Annotated in this window: 15 protein-coding genes and 1 pseudogene; 9 read left to right on the top strand and 7 right to left on the bottom strand. The window is 66.1% G+C overall.

What is annotated here, in order from left to right:
- Nucleotides 1–471 (bottom strand): annotated as a pseudogene (locus J7E83_RS11100) (DUF222 domain-containing protein); the annotation flags it as partial.
- Nucleotides 472–695: 224 nt separating this feature from the next.
- On the bottom strand, nt 696–4,193 hold the full coding sequence (locus tag J7E83_RS11105; RefSeq protein ID WP_214962013.1) for a DEAD/DEAH box helicase: 3,498 nt from the start codon (nt 4,191–4,193) through the stop codon (nt 696–698).
- Between the two features lie 248 nt (nt 4,194–4,441).
- Here J7E83_RS11105 and J7E83_RS11110 point away from each other — a divergent pair, with 248 nt between their 5' ends.
- Genes J7E83_RS11110 through J7E83_RS11120 form a run of 3 tightly spaced genes read left to right on the top strand, consistent with a single transcriptional unit; the run spans nt 4,442 to nt 7,061 of the window.
- Nucleotides 4,442–5,236 (top strand): ABC-2 family transporter protein, encoded by a 795-nt coding sequence (locus tag J7E83_RS11110; protein ID WP_214962015.1) that lies wholly within the window; start codon nt 4,442–4,444, stop codon nt 5,234–5,236.
- A complete protein-coding gene (locus tag J7E83_RS11115; protein WP_311379640.1) occupies nt 5,229–6,077 on the top strand; it encodes an ABC-2 family transporter protein in 849 nt (282 codons plus the stop codon). Before J7E83_RS11110 ends, J7E83_RS11115 begins: the two co-directional genes overlap by 8 nt.
- Nucleotides 6,078–7,061, top strand: a complete 984-nt coding sequence (locus J7E83_RS11120) for an ATP-binding cassette domain-containing protein (RefSeq protein ID WP_214962017.1) — start codon at nt 6,078–6,080, stop codon at nt 7,059–7,061.
- Between the two features lie 161 nt (nt 7,062–7,222).
- On the opposite strand, the gene J7E83_RS11125 is transcribed toward J7E83_RS11120, so the two are convergent.
- Nucleotides 7,223–7,891, bottom strand: coding sequence for a hypothetical protein (locus J7E83_RS11125; RefSeq protein ID WP_214962019.1), 669 nt, complete (start codon nt 7,889–7,891; stop codon nt 7,223–7,225).
- 164 nt (nt 7,892–8,055) lie between these two features.
- On the opposite strand from J7E83_RS11125, the gene J7E83_RS11130 reads away from it, so the two are divergent.
- The 4 genes from J7E83_RS11130 (at nt 8,056) to J7E83_RS11145 (ending at nt 11,239) form a co-directional block, all read left to right on the top strand.
- The gene (locus J7E83_RS11130; protein WP_214962021.1) at nt 8,056–8,907 is read left to right on the top strand and encodes a hypothetical protein; all 852 of its coding nucleotides are present in this window, start codon (nt 8,056–8,058) and stop codon (nt 8,905–8,907) included.
- A 216-nt stretch (nt 8,908–9,123) separates the two neighbouring features.
- Nucleotides 9,124–9,774 (top strand): protein tyrosine phosphatase, encoded by a 651-nt coding sequence (locus tag J7E83_RS11135; RefSeq protein ID WP_214962023.1) that lies wholly within the window; start codon nt 9,124–9,126, stop codon nt 9,772–9,774.
- A 147-nt stretch (nt 9,775–9,921) separates the two neighbouring features.
- Nucleotides 9,922–10,485 carry an RNA polymerase sigma factor gene (locus J7E83_RS11140; RefSeq protein WP_396020535.1) on the top strand — a complete coding sequence of 188 codons (564 nt, stop codon included), beginning with the start codon at nt 9,922–9,924 and terminating at the stop codon, nt 10,483–10,485.
- Nucleotides 10,478–11,239 carry a hypothetical protein gene (locus J7E83_RS11145; protein ID WP_214962027.1) on the top strand — a complete coding sequence of 254 codons (762 nt, stop codon included), beginning with the start codon at nt 10,478–10,480 and terminating at the stop codon, nt 11,237–11,239. Before J7E83_RS11140 ends, J7E83_RS11145 begins: the two co-directional genes overlap by 8 nt.
- 53 nt (nt 11,240–11,292) lie before the next feature.
- On the opposite strand, the gene J7E83_RS11150 is transcribed toward J7E83_RS11145, so the two are convergent.
- Nucleotides 11,293–11,832, bottom strand: a complete 540-nt coding sequence (locus J7E83_RS11150; RefSeq protein WP_214962029.1) for a hypothetical protein — start codon at nt 11,830–11,832, stop codon at nt 11,293–11,295.
- 195 nt (nt 11,833–12,027) lie between these two features.
- Between J7E83_RS11150 and J7E83_RS11155 the strand changes: the two genes are divergently transcribed.
- Nucleotides 12,028–12,528, top strand: a complete 501-nt coding sequence (locus J7E83_RS11155) for a sigma-70 family RNA polymerase sigma factor (RefSeq protein ID WP_214962031.1) — start codon at nt 12,028–12,030, stop codon at nt 12,526–12,528.
- Nucleotides 12,525–13,190, top strand: a complete 666-nt coding sequence (locus J7E83_RS11160; RefSeq protein ID WP_214962033.1) for an anti-sigma factor — start codon at nt 12,525–12,527, stop codon at nt 13,188–13,190. Before J7E83_RS11155 ends, J7E83_RS11160 begins: the two co-directional genes overlap by 4 nt.
- 16 nt (nt 13,191–13,206) lie before the next feature.
- Here the strand turns inward: J7E83_RS11160 and J7E83_RS11165 are convergent, their stop codons facing one another.
- From J7E83_RS11165 to J7E83_RS11175, 3 genes are all read right to left on the bottom strand, one after another.
- Complete coding sequence (locus J7E83_RS11165) at nt 13,207–14,019, bottom strand: DUF1206 domain-containing protein (RefSeq protein ID WP_214962034.1); 813 nt, start codon at nt 14,017–14,019, stop codon at nt 13,207–13,209.
- A 204-nt stretch (nt 14,020–14,223) separates the two neighbouring features.
- Entirely contained in the window at nt 14,224–15,147 is a 924-nt protein-coding gene (gene trmB / locus J7E83_RS11170; protein ID WP_214962035.1) for a tRNA (guanosine(46)-N7)-methyltransferase TrmB, read from the bottom strand.
- Between the two features lie 37 nt (nt 15,148–15,184).
- Complete coding sequence (locus J7E83_RS11175; RefSeq protein WP_214962036.1) at nt 15,185–15,688, bottom strand: hypothetical protein; 504 nt, start codon at nt 15,686–15,688, stop codon at nt 15,185–15,187.
- Nucleotides 15,689–15,726 lie beyond the last annotated feature (38 nt).

The following is a 15,726-nucleotide window of genomic DNA, read 5'->3' on the forward strand; positions in this document are numbered from 1 at the left end:
CGCGGCTCCCGCAGGATCCAGTCCCGTGGTTTCGTCGCATACGATCCGGGCGTGCTGCCACGAGATCGACCCGGCCTGCAGCGCGGACAGGGTCATCGGCAGGTGCTTGGTCAGTGTCTGTGATTCGGCCAGCAGCGCCCCGGCGGCCCGTTCACTGACCGTCAGCACGCAGGCGACTTCCGCGACCACCGCCATCTCCTGGGCCGTGTTCTCCTGCGGGGACCCGGGCGGCGCTGCGATGGCTTCTGCCGCGCCGGCGTACCCGGCCGCTAGGTGCACTTTCAAGGCGGCCATGCCGGCTTCGGCCCGGGTCACCTCGGCCAGCCCGTCCAGGCACGCATCAGCCTGGTCCCGCAGCGGGTCAGGACCGGTGGAGCCGAGGCTGCCAGAGGCGCCGCGGACAAAAACAGCAAGCGCAGCAACGGAAGCCTCGATGGCCTCCAACGCCTCCACTGCCGCCCTGCTTCCCATACCCAAAGCATCCCGCGAGGGTCTGACATTTTTGGCGGGCCAGTCCCGCCAGGCGAGACCGGCCCAGATACCACCCGAAGGCGCAAGGCGCGCCGACCGGATTCCGCAAGGCATGATCCGCCCAGATACCACCCGGATACGCATGGTCCGGGCCGGAAGTGGCCGTTCCCGTAGTTGACTAATGGCCGCGAAGGTCCCGGTCCCGCTATGGCTCTACCCGCGCCTTACTCCTTGAAGAGACCTGCCAGGTCCTCTGCCGTGATGGCGCCGCCAGAGACGGCGTCGCCCTCCATTACATCCGCGAACAGCTGCGACTTCCGAGCCTTCAGGGCCATGACCTTTTCCTCGATCGTGTCCTTGGCCACCAGCCGGTAGACCATCACGTTGCGTGCCTGCCCGATCCTGTGCGTGCGGTCAACGGCCTGCGCCTCGGACGCCGGGTTCCACCACGGATCCAGCAGGAACACATAGTCGGCCTCGGTCAGGTTCAGCCCGAATCCGCCGGCCTTCAGCGAAATCAGGAATACCGGAGCGCTCCCGTTCTTGAACTCGTTGACGACGTCCGTTCGGTTCCGGGTGCCGCCGTCGAGATAGCAGAACTCGATTTTCTCCTCCACCAGCCGTTCACGCACCTTGCCGAGGAACCCGGTGAACTGGCTGAAGATCAGGGCGCGGTGGCCTTCCGCAACCAGGTCCTCCAGTTGCTCGAACAGCACATCGAGCTTGCTGGACCGAACGCCCGACAAAGAAGGGTCCACCAGCGAGGCGTCCAGGCTGAGCTGCCGCAGCAGGGTCAGCGACTGGAAGATGGTAAAGCGGTTCTTGTTGACGTCCTCGATCAGGCCCAAAATCTTCTGCCGCTCCCGCTGAAGGTGTGTCTGGTAGACCTTCTGGTGCCGCGGGTTGAGCACTACTTCCAGGATCTGCTCCTGCTTGGGCGGGAGGTCCTGGATGACCTGGTCCTTGGTGCGGCGCATCATCAGGGGACGGACCCGACGGCGGAGCTTCTCCAGCTGCCCCTTGTCGCCGTTCTTTTCCACCGGCTTCTGGTAGTACTCGGCGAACCGCTTGGGGCTCGCGAAGAGGCCCGGCGCGACGATGGACGTCAGAGCCCAAAACTCCATGAGGTTGTTCTCCAGCGGGGTGCCGGTGATGGCCAGTTTGAACGCCGCGGGCAGCTTCCGGGCGCACTGGTACGCCTTGGACTGGTGGTTCTTAACGAACTGGGCTTCGTCCAGCACCAGCCCGGCCCAGGTCTTGGAGGCATAGGAGTCGTAGTCGATCCGGAAGAGGGCGTAGGAGGTGATCACGATGTCTGCGCCAGCCATGGCGTCGGCCGGGTCCTGGCCGTTCTTCGCGAACGTTTCGCCGATGGCCTTGACAGTCAGGCCCGGGGCAAAGCGCGCGGCCTCGGCCGCCCAGTTGCCTACGACGCTGGTGGGGGCGACCACCAAGAAGGGAGTGCCGCCGTCGGGCGTTGCGTCCATCGCGGTACCTTCGGTGGCGGTACCTTCCGCGGTGCTTCCGTCAACGGATGCAGTGCCCTCGGACGCAGCGACAGCCGAGTGCTCCTTCGCCGCGCACATGAGCGCGAGGGCCTGCACGGTCTTTCCCAGGCCCATGTCGTCAGCGAGGACGCCACCAAGGCTGTGCCGGTACAGGAAGCTGAGCCAGTTGAAGCCCTCGAGCTGGTAGGGACGCAGCTCAGCGTTGAGCGAATCGGGCAGCGGCAGCCCGTCCACGCCGCCGTCGAGCAGCCCTCCCACGGCCTCACGCCAAGCGGCGGCCTGTTCGTCGACGATGCCCAGATGCGCGAGCTCGTCCCAGAGTCCGGCCTGGAATCGGCTGATCTGCAGCGGGGCGTCCTTGTTGTCCTGCAGCGAGCGGGCCTCCTCGATCAGGGCCCGCAGCTGGTGCAGTTCGGGAAGGTCCAGGGAGAAGTAGGCGCCGCTGGGCAGCAGCATTTTGGTCTGCCCGGCGGCCAGGGCAGAGAAAACGGCGGCGAACGAGACCGGCTGGCCTTCGAGGGTGATCTGGATGCCCAGGTCGAACCAGTCGCGCTGCTCGGTGGCCTTGGTGGAGATGGAGACCACCGGGGCCTCTTCGGCTTCGCGGTAGTCGGCGATTTCCCCGGAAGTGTCCACCACAACGTCCCGCGCCTTCCGGAGCTGGGGCAGGACTTCCTCGGTGAAGGCCAGGGTGTCCAGTCCGCTGAGCTCGGCGGAAGCGGCCAGCCGGGGCGTGCCCCAGCCGCCGGTCGCCGATTCGCCCAGGGCCGGAACCAGATCCCAGGGATGGCCGATACCCTCAAGGATGCTGGCCTCGGCGGCGTCATCCCGGTAGCCATGGTCGCCGGGGTGGCGCCACAAAGGCTGGGCGGTAACGAGTTTCCCGGATTTGTAGTGCCATTCCCAGTGCAGCCGGACCCGGTGATCCGCGCCGTAGTTCGCCAGGAGGGACAGCGTAGGAAGGGCCAGGGCAGGCAGCTCGACGGACTCATCGGAGGCGGTGACCCGGGCGGCCTGCTTGAGCTTGGGATAGAAGCCGGTGAGGAAGCGCGTTTCGTCCTTGGCAGGGATGTGCAGGGTGCTGCCGGTGGTGACGAACGTTAGGAGTTCCTCGCTCAGACCGCTTTCCAGTGGCGCCAGGGTGATCACGTTGTCCGTGGCAATACCGGGCAGCGCGTCACCCCCGGAAGTCAGGAAAATGCCGTGCGCCGGGCGGCCGATGGTCCCCACGGACGCAGGATCAACCTCGATGCCCTCAACGGTGATGGTGGGAGCCAGCTCCAGCCCGCCGCCGTCGTCCGTTTTTCTTCCGTCGGTGGCGGGGGCGTCCTCGCCGATGGGGGAACCGAAGCGGCTCAGGTTGAGGCCGACGGCGGCGGGGGAGTCCGCGAGCCGCACAGGTTCGGTGCCGCGGCTGTGGACGAGGGCGAGGCCCATCTTTTTGGCGTCGGCCAGCAGGCTCCACATGTTCTTGCCGGCGAACGTGTTCAGGCCGAGCCAGAGGGCGGACGAGTTGTGCAGGCGGTTGGCGGCGGCCGTGTGGGCTGCCAGGAACGTCTGCATCCACTCGACGTGCGCCTCGTTGCATTCGCGCCGGAAGTTCAGGTAGCTGAGAGTGTTCCAGGAGACGTCACCGCGGATCCATTTGCCCTTGGCGCCCATGATGACAGGCCGCGCCTTGAGCTGGCGGACGCTGCGGAGCGGATCCCGGCGGCCTGTGTAGGAGAAGTGCGGGGCCGGCTCCTCGATCTCGAATTGCAGGGCCAGGGGGATGCCGTTGGTGGACTGGGTGATGCCTGGCTGCGAAATAAGCGGGCTCAGGGCCTGTTCCCACTCGGCGAGCTCCGGGGCGGCCGGCTGGCGTGATAGCCGGGAAACGTCCGCCGGGGCGAGTAGCTGGACGCGGGTGGCCGGGTTGTCCTCGGCGGCGAACAGCAGCGCGGCCACGTGCTTGCAGTCCTTGCGGACGGGGCAACTGCACACACCCACGGTGCAGCTCCAGCCGCCGGCTTTCCGGACCAGCTTGGCCGTGGTGGAGTAAGGGACGTCCGCGCCGCCGCGGACCTTGCCAAGCATGAGCCCCGTGGCGGCGTCGAACGAGATCCCGGAAACGCGGCTTCCCATGGCATAAGCCAACCCGGCCGCTAGGGAGCGGTCGTTGATGGCGGGGGTCTGTATTGCCAGTGCCGCACTCTCGTCCGGTTGGGATGGCATGGTGCGCGCTACTTTCAGCAGGCCACGGCGGGCCCGTGTCCGATGGTTGGTTATCTGATCCATCTTAGTTCGCCCGGCGAGTGAGTGCTGCCCGCCGCCTTCCGTCCTACCCCCGGGCCGCGCCGCCGCCTCGGTGCCGCGCACCGATTTCGACGGAAGCGTGCCCGTTCGCCGGAAGCTTCCAGCGAACGGGCAGGCTTCCAGCGATTTCGACGGCGGCAGGTTGGGGGCGCGGGTAGACTCAACCGGTGCGCGCGTATTGGGAGCTGGCCAAGTCGTCCTTCCGGCGCAATTCCACTTACCGTCTGGCCGCATTCTCAGGAGCCTTCACCAACTCGGTCTTCGGCCTGATCAGGGCTTCCCTGCTGCTGTCGGCTATTTCGACGGCGGGAGGCACCATCGGCGGTTACTCCGCCGTCGAGGCGGCAACCTATGTGTGGTTGGGCCAGGCGCTCCTGGCTCCGCTCGGACTTTTCGGCAGCGCGGAACTGGCCGGCCGGGTCAAGAGCGGGGACATCGCCGTCGACCTCTCCCGCTCGGTAAACCTCACAGCGTCATACTGGGCGCAGGACGTGGGCCGGGCGGCCTTCGACATCCTGCCCCGGGGAGTGCCTCCGCTGGTCATCGGCGCTCTCGTCACAGGGCTGTCGCTTCCCACGACGGCAGGCCCATACGTGCTCGGCTTCGTCTCGGTTTTGGCCGCCCTTACCTTGAGTTTCCTGGGATTCTTCGTCATCAACCTGCTCTCTTTCTGGGTGGTGGAGATCCGCGGCTACTGGATGCTGTATTTGGTCCTGATGAACCTGCTCTCCGGGTTCCTGGTGCCCGTGACGTGGTTCCCGCAGTGGATGCTGGACTTTGCCCGGGCCACCCCTTTCCCTTCCATGCTGCAGACGCCCGTGGACATCCTGGCGGGAAGGACCGACGGCGCGCTGAGCCTTGCGCTGGTGGGCGTCCAGCTGCTGTGGCTGGCAGTGCTGCTGGCCGGCACCCAGCTGATGGTCCGTTACGGTTCACGGAAGCTGGTGGTGCAGGGTGGCTGAAACCAAGACGGCGGCCCCGCCGGCAGCCGACAGTTCCCCGGTCACGAACGCCAAGCTGCTGCGGCTCCTGGTTTCAGCCCGGCTGCGCTCGCAGACTGCCTACCGGGGGAGCTTCGCCGCCGACGTTGCCGGGCAGATGGTGCTGGCGCTCACGGAGTTTGTGGAGCTCTATGCGATCGTGCACAACGTCCCCACGTTCGGTGGCATGACCTTTGCCCAGGCCTTGCTCGTGTTCGCCTTCGCGTCAGTGGGGTTCTCCATCGGCGACCTGATCCTGGGCGAGACCGATTCCATGAGCGAGGTAATCCGCAACGGAAAGTTGGAAGTACTGCTGGTCCGGCCGCTTCCAGTGCTGCTGCAGCTCATGACGTCGGACTTCCAGCTCCGCCGAGTCGGCCGGCTGGTCTTCGCCCTGATCGCATTGGCGGCCGCGCTGTTCCTGACCGATATCCAGTGGGACCCGGGCAAAGTGGCACTGTTCATCATCACGCCGCTGGCGGGCGCCGCGATTTTCGGGGCACTGTTCGTCGGGGCAGGGGCCGTGCAGTTCTGGCTTCTGGACGGGCGGCAGTTCGCCAACGCCTTCACCTACGGGGGACGGTACGTCGCGTCCATGCCTGGCGCGGCGATGTTCCTGCCGTTGCAGGTTTTTTTCACGTTCGTGGTCCCCGCAACCCTGGTGGCCTATGCTCCCAGCCTGGTCCTCCTGGGGCTGGACGGACCCGCGGGAATACCCAGCTGGACCGGCTGGCTGGGGCTGCCAGCCGCCGTCGTCCTCTGGGGACTCATGCTGTTGCTGTGGCGGGCGGCCATCAGAAAGTACACCGGAGCAGGAGGCTAGATGATCATCGAAGCAGAACAGCTGAGCCGGAGTTTCACCGTTGCCGAACGGGGGATGGGGCGCGGCTGGGCCCGGTTGCGGCGCGGCGCCCGGACTGTTCACGCCGTCCGGGAGGTCAGTTTCACGGTGGAGCAGGGAGAGGCCGTGGGCTATATAGGTGCCAATGGTGCGGGGAAGTCGACCACGATCAAGATGCTCACCGGCATCCTGGTGCCTTCTTCGGGACAGGTGAGGGTGTGCGGGCTGCAGCCTGTCCCTCAGCGGCAGGCGCTGGCGCGGAAGATCGGGGTGGTCTTCGGGCAGCGCTCGCAGCTCTGGTGGGACCTGCCGCTTGAGGATTCGTTCCCTATTCTGGGTGCCATGCACCGTCAGCCGGAGAGCAGGTGGCGGCCGCGGTTCCAGGAGCTGGCCGAGCAGATGGCGCTTGGTCCCTTCCTCGGCACCCCCGTTCGCCAGCTGTCGCTCGGACAACGGATGCGCGGTGAGGTAGCGGCGGCCCTTCTGCACCGGCCTGAACTGGTAATCCTGGACGAACCCACCATCGGCCTGGACATGATCAGCAAGGAAAGCCTGCGCCGATGCTTGGATTTTGAGCGGCGCGAACATGGCACCACCCTGCTGCTGACCACGCACGATATGAGTGATGTCCAGCGGCTCTGCCAGCGGGTCCTGGTGGTGGACGACGGCGCCATTGCCTTTGACGGGCCGCTGACAGGCCTCGCGGAGGTGGCGGAGGCGCGGCGCACCATGGTGGTGGACTTCAGTTCGCCGTTGCCCGGGGCCGCGCTGGTCCTGCCGCCAGGCGCCGTCCATCTGGGGGCTGAGGCCGAGGGAATCCGTCACCGCATCGCGTTCGACCCGCGCCAGCTTTCGGCTGCGGCCTTGCTCGCCGCCGTTACAGCAACTGCGGAGGTGGCCGACCTGTCACTGCATGAGCCGGACATCGAAGACCTCGTGCGGCAGCTGTACACCTCGGCCCGGTAGCCCGACCCCAGCCGTCCGCCGAACCGCCCGCCGGGTCCGATCCCGAACCGCCCGCCGAGTTCGCCGGAAACGTGTCCGTTCGCCGGAAGCTTCCAGCGATCCGGCAGGCTTCCGGCGATTTCGACGACGGGAGGGCTCGACGGCGGGAGGCACTAACGGATTCACGGAGCGTCGTAGGGAGTGCTGAACAATGTGATCCCCCATTCCGGGTTGTGCAGCACGAGGCCGTCTTCCCGCACGGTGAACTGGAGCGGCGCCTGAAGGTACTGGGTCAGCCGTTTCTGGTCCTCGTCCCATGGGAAGGTGCATGTCCCCACGAAACTGTCCATTGTCCCGGGTACGGGAGTGATCGTTTCGTCGACGATGGTGACCTGGACAGCATATGAAGCGCAGGGAACACGCACGGTCATCGTCGGACGGCCCCCGGCCATGCTGAATCTGATGGCGTAATCACCCGCGCCGAATCCTGGTTCATGCGGGAGAGAAGGCGGCATCATCGAGCCGGACGTGAAGTACTGGCATTCGAGTATTCCGTGAGTCACCGCATTCCCGGCGTCTGACGGCAGACACCCATCCTTATCCTGACTGACGGGGGCTGCCGGGACCGGAGGAACCGGCGCGAGGGTCATCCCGGGGGACAGCTGGGCTGCCTTTGATGCCGCTGCCGAGGGTGCGGCCGCTTTGGTGATCATTCCCTCACTAGCCGGCGCACCCGGGGCCTGGGCTGTCCCGCACGCTGCAGTTGAGGCGCCGAAGGCGAGGCACGCCAGGGACAGCAGTATCGCCGTCGTGCGCGGTCTTTGACTGGCTGATCCCCCGGGTGCGGCCATCTCCGAACACTAGACGGGCGGGCAGCATCACCGCAAGAGAAATGCGACTGGCATACCTTCAAACTTCGCCTGACGTTCACTTCGGCCTCAGCACTGGGTCTGTGCCGTCCGCGTAGCGTGAAAAGTGTCCTGAGCTCCACCGTTCTCTAGCAGTGAGGATTTCCATGACCACGATCCAGCAGCCAGTCGTTCTGACCACCGCCAGCATCGAAGCGAGCGACGAGGGGGTCGTTGACGCGAACGTGGCTGTGGTTGATGCCATGCACAGGGAACTGCTTCAGTCCGATGAAATTTCCCCCGTCGCGCTCCGCAGCTACTACGTGGACTTCTACCTCACGCAGTCCTTGGAGGGCGGCTTCGCCCAGTACGTGTTCACGTCCGTTGACCGGGATGAAAGCGACGCACTCATCCGTGAAGGCATGGCTGCCATGGGCGCCACCGCGCACCTGGAGCTGTTCAACCGGACCGCCGCGGCGTTCGGTGGCCTCTCCGAGGAGGACTCTGAGCGCTATCTCGACGGCGGCCTGGACGAGGATGAAGTAGCCCCGGATGGCGTACGCCGCATGGAGGAGCTTGACGGCGACTTCGAGCAACTGCTGGAATCCGAGAACATCACTGCCCTCAACGCCGCGTGGCTTCGCGGTCAGGAAGGGCTGCTGGTGCTGGATGAAGAGGAGCTCAGCACCCACATTGAGGGGCTCGTGGCGCTCATCCCTGACCTTGCCGAGCGTCAGGCCAAGGCTGACGTGGAGGCCCTGGAGGACGCGCCAGACTTCGAAATCATCATCCGGGAACTGTGCGACATTTCCGGTTATGCCCTACAGAAGATCACCATGGGCGACCCCAACTACCTCCACCACGGGGAGAAGACGCTGGCCTGGCATTTCAGCACCGACCACGGCGACTTCCTCATGGTCGAAGAGGACGATGAAGCCTTCATGATTAATCCCGAAACCGAGGAAATCGTGGCGGCCGTGGAGTTCGAGGATGCCGACGGTGAAATGATCGACGCCTAGGAGCTGCCCGGTCCACCTGCCGTCAGCGCAGAGATCGCCGGAAGCCTGCCGTTTCGCTGGAAACTTCCGGCGAAGCCGCAGGCTTCCGGCGCTTTCGACGGCGAGGGAAAAAGTTTCCGGGCACCCGTAACTTTCCCGGACCCGCCAGCGATGTAGATGGTGATTGGTTCCCCACGGAGCCGCATCTGAATTGTTGTCTAGGTTTTGGAGTGTCGCATGTCCTTGTTCACTGTTCTTGCCACCAGCAAAGTCGCCGCCGGAATCCTGGCCGCTGGCACCCTGGCCGTCGGTGGAACCGGCGTCGCAGCTGTTGCAGGCGCCCTTCCGTCTGACGCACAGCAGACCGCCCACGACCTTGTCGGCGCCCCGGCTCCGAAGCTGCCCGAGGCCGTCACCGCCGCCACCTCTGACACCGATGCCGCTGCTGACGCCTCCGGCACGGCGGCAGTGTCCGACAAAAAGGTAGCGGCCAAGGCCAACACTTCAGCCACAGCAGGAACTGCTGTTGACGCCGCCAGCGCCGCCTCATTGGGCCTCTGCACGGCCTTCACCCACGGCGGACTGAACGCCAAGTCCGAAGGGTTCGCCTCCCTGGTTGTTGAAGCCAAGGGTGAAGCAAACGTCGAGAGCTTCTGCAAGGACGTAGCCGCCAAGGCCGACGCCGCTGCTGAGGCCAAGGCCGCTGCGAACGGTTCCGCCGCCGTTGAGGCTGAGGCTCCCGAGCTCCCTGCTGTCCCCGCAGTTCCAGCTGTTCCGGCCGTTCCTGCTGTTCCGAGCATCGATGGAGCGCCTGCCGTTCCTGCTGTTCCGGCCGTTCCTGCGGTCCCTGGCCACGTTGTGGACGCTCCCGCCGTTTCGGCCCGCTAGCAGCCCTTCAGCTAGTGTGGACTGCGGGAACTGGGCCGTACTCGGCCGGATTCCTGCAGTCCACATTGGCAGTCCAAGAGGCAGCGGAGCAATCCGCGCTGGTTACCGCGATGTGCGAGTCAGCCGCCCGGGATGGAGGAGCCGCTGGTGCTTGACGCTTTGGCCGAAGAAGACATCGAGATATTGACAGACGCAGCCGGCACTGATCCGGCTGTGCTTTTTAGTGCTGTCTACCGAATGTTCTCCGGGGCCGTCTTGGGCTATCTCCGGGCCCGCGGTGTCGATGATCCCGAGGCGGTCACCCAGGATGTGTTCCTGGCCTTCTTCCCCAAAATAGGCGACCTGACCGGGGGGCTCCAAGGCGCCAAGTCGCTGCTGTTCTCGATAGCCCATGCCCGCATGGTGGATTACTACCGCCGGCTGGAACGCAGGCCCGATTTCACTCCGTACGATCCGCTGCAGGACGGGCGCAGCATCGCTTCGGCCGAGGACCATGCGCTGGGCAACGACGGCGGCGCCGCTGCCCTGTTGGACGGCCTGGCCGATGACCACCGCGAGGTCCTTGCCCTGCGGGTGGTGGCGGACCTTTCCATCGAACAGGTGGCAGGCATCATGGGCAAATCCCAGGGCGCCATCAAGCAGCTGCAACGCAGGGCACTGCAAAACCTCAAGGACCAGACGCTAAGAAGAAACCAGGCACATCATGAGTGACAACGCAGGCTCCCGCGATGCCGGGAACGTTGACCAGCTGCTGCTGGAGGCAGGGCTGGAAGAGGACGTCGCGCTCCGCCCTGCCCTGCTGGAGCTCCGGGCTTTGGCAGCCGACTCGCCGCAGCCTTCGGCGGCGGTGGCGGCCCTCATGGTTCCCGCAGCCGGTGGGCTGACAGCTGTCCCACCCGCCGTACCCGCTCTGAAGGGACAAGACGCGGCCGCCCCGCCAGCCCCCCGGCACGCAGCGCCCCCGGCCGGATCAGTGACTGATGAACTCGCCGCCCGCCGTCGGGCCAAGCGCAGGATCACGCTTACGACACTTTCGGTGGCGGTTTCGCTGGCCGCCGGGGGCGCCGTTGCCGCTGCTTCTGACCAAGGAGTCCGTGACTCGATCGGGCAGTTGAACCACGCAGTCACGTCCTTCGTTTCCACAGTGGGCGGGGGGCCGGCGAAGGAGCCGGCTAAAGCCCCCGCCCCAGTCCCTGCGCACCCCAACGTCTCACCATCGGTTCCCGCTCCGACGGCGCCGACGGTCCCCGCAACTGGCCCCACCGAGGCCGGCCCCGGCGACGCCAAGGGGCCGCAGAACCACCCGTCCCCGGACCCGTCAGTCGCGGTCCAACTCCCGAAGCTTCCCGTGCCGGAGAACATCGCGCCGGGCGTTCCCGGCGGCTCCCTTCATGGCGAGGGACAGCCGTCACTGCTCCCCGAACCTGAGACGACACGGGTCCCGCTGCCCAGCCACGTGCCGTAAGTCGAGGCCACGCAAAAGAACCATCCGGTCGACGCGGCCAGCCGGGTTGCTTGTCAGTAGCCGGACGCCGCCGTCTTGATCATGTCCCCGGCCGGAGTCGCCAGGTACCAGACACCACCGACGCCCTGCCCCAAGACGTCACCGGGATTCTTGTCTTTGGCGAAGTAGTACAGCGGCAGGCCGTTCAGGGTTACCTGCTTGGCACCGCCCGGCGTCGTAATTGTGCCCAGCTTGCCGGTGACCCCTTCAGCGGAGGGCGCGTCCGACCTCGTCGTAACCGGCGGCCATTGTGTGAGGCAGTTTCCTGTGCAGGCGCTGGTTCCTGAGTCTTTCGTGTCCTTCGTGAAGAAATAGACGCTCATGCCCTTGGCATCCACCACGATGCTGCCGGCGCTTGACGTTGCAGTCTTGAGGTCCGCGGCAGTTACCGGAGTCGAGGAACTGGTGGTCGGCGAGGCGGAGGTGACCGCGGGACTCGAGGCGGGCGCCGCCGGAGCCGTTGTTGTTGTGGTGGTTCCGGGGCTGCCACCGCAGCCCGTGAGGACGGCCGCGAGGGCCAGCGCTCCGAAACTGATGCCCAGTTGCTGTTTCATGTGAATGCTCCTTGGCTGGTGCCCCGGCGGATCACCGGGCGCTAACCGGTACGACGCGCCAGGGTGAAGAATGGTTCAAAGTGAACCGTTTCCCACTCACAGACGTCGTATCAGCCGGGATGTGCAGGGAGTAATCGCGGAGTAGTTCCGCGCAGGAAGCTTCGGCTCAGGAGACAGGGACAGGAGCGTGCGGGCGTGTCAATGGACGAGGATGTGGTGGCCGCGATCTATCGCGACCACGGCAGCGCCTTGCGCCGCTTTGTCCTCAGCGCATCCCGGGATTCCCAGCTGGCGGAGGACATAGTCCAAGAGACAGTGCTCCGGGTCTGGCAGCAGGCCCCGGACGTCACCGGGAGCCTGCGCAGCTACCTTTTCCGGACGGCTCGAAACATCATGATCGATAATTACCGCAAGGCCCAGCGTCGGCCAGTCGAAGCCCTTGAATATGAGCTCCACGACCCCACCGAGGCCGTGGAGCGGGTCGACGAACTGCTCAACCGCGTGCTGATGGAGGAGGCCCTGCTCCGGCTCAGCACCGAACACCGCGACGTCCTGGTGGCCCTGCATTACCGGCGTTTCACCGTCAATGAGGCCTCCGTACAGCTGAACATCCCTAGCGGAACCGTGAAGTCGCGGGCCTATTATGCGGTGCGGGCCCTGCGGACCATCCTGGATGAGATGGGGGTGGAACGGTGAGCGCCGCCGAGCTCCACCAACTGCTGGGCGCCTACGTCCTGGGCGGTTTGGACCCCACGGATTCGCTCCGCTTCGAAGCCCACCTTAGGGAGTGTGCGGACTGCCGGACGGAGCTGGAGGAACTGGAGAAACTGCCGGCCCTGCTGGACGCGCTTCCGGTCCCGGATGCGGTGGCGCTGACAGCCACCCGCCCCGGTGCAGGCGCCGTCGAACCTGCCGCAGCCGTGCCGCACGCCATCATTGACGAACTGGCTTCCCGCCGTCGGACATCACGACGGCGGTGGGCGGCTCTCGTCGGGGCCGTCGCCGCAGCGTGCCTTGCCCTGGGCCTGGTCGCCGGACCGGTGTTCAACCGGCCTCCGCAGCCGGACGCGAGCTACTCGGTGCAGTCGGGAAACGGCCTGCGCTTCAGCGTGGACCTGGCCCGGAAAACGTGGGGCACCGAGCTCGCCGTGAGCGGCAGCAGCATGCCGCTGGACGGGACACTGTCGCTGTGGATCCGGGGCCGCGATGGCACGGAGGACCGGGCCTGTGCTTGGACCGCCACGCCGAGCGGCAGGGTCAAGGTCACCGGGGCAACGCCGGTTCAGCTTGCCAGCATCGCCAGCGTGGAGCTGCGGGACGGAACCCAGCAGACCGTCGCAGTGATCACGGTGCCGTAATAGCGGATACCCCTGGCTACATCCTGGCCAAGCGTGCCCGGACCACCATGTAGAGGCCGTAGCAGATCAGTCCGGCTCCCACCGCTGCCAGCAGGTAGATGCCGAAGGGCTGGTCACGCAGGGCCCTGAGCCCGCCGTCCAGGCCTGTGGATTCCTCCGGGTGCACCTGAATTGCCGCGATCATGACCAGCAGCCCGGTCAGGAGCAGCACCGTGCCCTTTGCGACATAGCCGACGCCGCCCAGGATCGTCACAGCAGCCCGGGCGGGCGGGGAAGACGGAAGCACCAGATGATCTTCGAAGGACTTCCTAAACCCGCGCACTCCGTACACCACGCCGGTCACGGCCACTCCGAGGCCCAGCAGGACCAGCAGGGCCACGCCGCCGGGCGCCTTCATAACGGTGAGGGTGAGGTCGGTGGCATGTTGCCTGTTGTCGGCGCCGGAACCGGTTCCCTTGGCGAAAGAAAAAAACGTCAGGGCCAGGGCGGCGTAGACGACGGCCTGTCCAGCCGCCGCGGCCTTTTTACCGGCCTTTTTCTTGGTGGGCAAATGGTTAAAATCGAAGATGGCATCGCTGGCCTGCCAGACTGCCAATGCAGCGCAGGCTGCGGCGCTGCTCCACAGCAGGAACGGTCCTGCGGGCTGGTTGGCAAGTTCGGCCACCGCGCCGCTGACGTCGGCGCTGCCATTTCCACCCATAGCCAGCCGGATGGCGATGGCACCCAGCAAGAAATGCAGGATGCCGCTGGCCGCAAAACCGGCCCTGGCCAGGAACTCAAGCGGCCGCGAGTTGGTAACTTCCTCCGCCGCGTCCGCGGCCTGCTTCATTTCTCTTTTGATGGCCGTTCCTTTGTGCAGGCGCCATGAGGCGCGATTCCCGCGTGCCCTCCAACACAAGGCCAATGGTGTCACGCCAAGGAGGTGGCGAACAGTCCCGAGAGGAGCCGCGTCGGGTGACCTGCACCGGTATCCGGGATGGACGCGGAGGAAAGGGGGAGAAGGCCTGCCGGACCTTCGCCCGGCCGTGGAGCGTTAGAGCCTGCGGTAGCAGAGATCGAAGATCAGCCTGCCAGCCTCGTGAGCCTTCGCCTCAAAGCTCGTGCGGATCCGGCCCTCGAAGCGCGGCGCCCAGCCCCCGGTTTCATCCACGCCCTCGTTGGGACCTGTGTGCTCGGTGCTGACCGGCGCACGGCCTTCGCGGACGGGTGCCCCGCCCACGACCGACTCCACGCCGGACTGCCACACCTGGGTGAGCGGGCTCTCTGGGCCGTGCCGCTCGCCTGTGTGCAGGTTTTCGAAGACCTCCGAACCTTCCAGGACATCGCGGACATGGACGGCATAGTTGGACCAGTCGGTGGCGATCCGCCACAGCCCGCACTTCTTGAGGGCGCGGGCCGCGAGGTCGGCAAACTCCGGCTGGATGAGGCGACGCTTGTGGTGGCGGGACTTGTGCCAGGGATCAGGGAAGAACACCCACAGCTCGCTGACCGCCCCGGCTGGGAGCATGGTGGCCAGAACCTCGGGCGCGTTGGCTTCCACCACGCGGACATTCTTGAGCCCGCGGCTGTTGATTTTGATGATGGTGTTGGCGAGACCCGGCGTGTAGACCTCCACGGCCAGGAAGTCTGTGTCGGGGTTCTGCTCGGCGGCATGGCAAATGGCGTCGCCGAGCCCGGAGCCGATCTCAACGATGAGCGGCGCCTTACGGCCGAACTCCGCCTCGGCGTCGAACGTGTAGTCCGGGTGCACTGACGTATTGGCGATGTGCCGGGGAACATCCACCGCCCAGCGTTCCGCGTGCTCTTCCCACGCGGCCTGCCGACGTCCCTGCAGCCGGGTTCCGCGGCGCACAAAGCTGACCGGCCGGCCGCCATAGGTACCGAAGGACGCCTGTGTGCCCGGCGTCACCGGCCGCGGGACATGCGGTGGCTGGGGGGATTCTGGGGATTCGCTCATCCTTTCCAGAATAGTGGAGATTGCGCGGGCTGGCGCTTCAGACAAAGGGCAGGAAGCCCAGGGCCCTCAGTGTGAGAATCAGGCCAATTGTGAAAATCACCCCGGATACCCATAGCGCGGCCAGCGCCGACGTCCTGCTGCCCGACCCGTTCTCGAAGCCCGGGGAACCCCTGATGGCAGCAATCGCCAAGGTCACCGAGAGGAGCCCTAAGAACATGGGCAGACTCCAGAGGACCAGGGGCGCAACCCAGAACCGTTTCGATGGCCCGTGGTCAGGGTATGTCAGCAGGGCGGCCCACGCAGCGAGGGGTGCGGTCAAGACAATGCTGAGGGGCGCAATGATCGCGAACACCAGGCTGGTGGTCCCTGCACCGGAGCTTCCGTGCGGTGCCCGGACCGCCAGAGGCGGTGGCTCCCCGTGAAGCGGCCCGGTGGGCGGCCCGGTGGGCGGCCCGGTGGGCGGCGGGGCGGGCGGCGGGGCGGGAAGCTGCGCTGCGGAAGGCGGCGATGACGCCGGATCGTGGGGCTTCGGAAGGCCCATGGTTCTCCCGGTGGCTGAAGGGATTGGCGGGGAATGAC

The sequence above is a fragment of the Arthrobacter sp. ISL-48 genome (genome assembly GCF_018613805.1).
Taxonomy (GTDB): domain Bacteria; phylum Actinomycetota; class Actinomycetes; order Actinomycetales; family Micrococcaceae; genus Arthrobacter.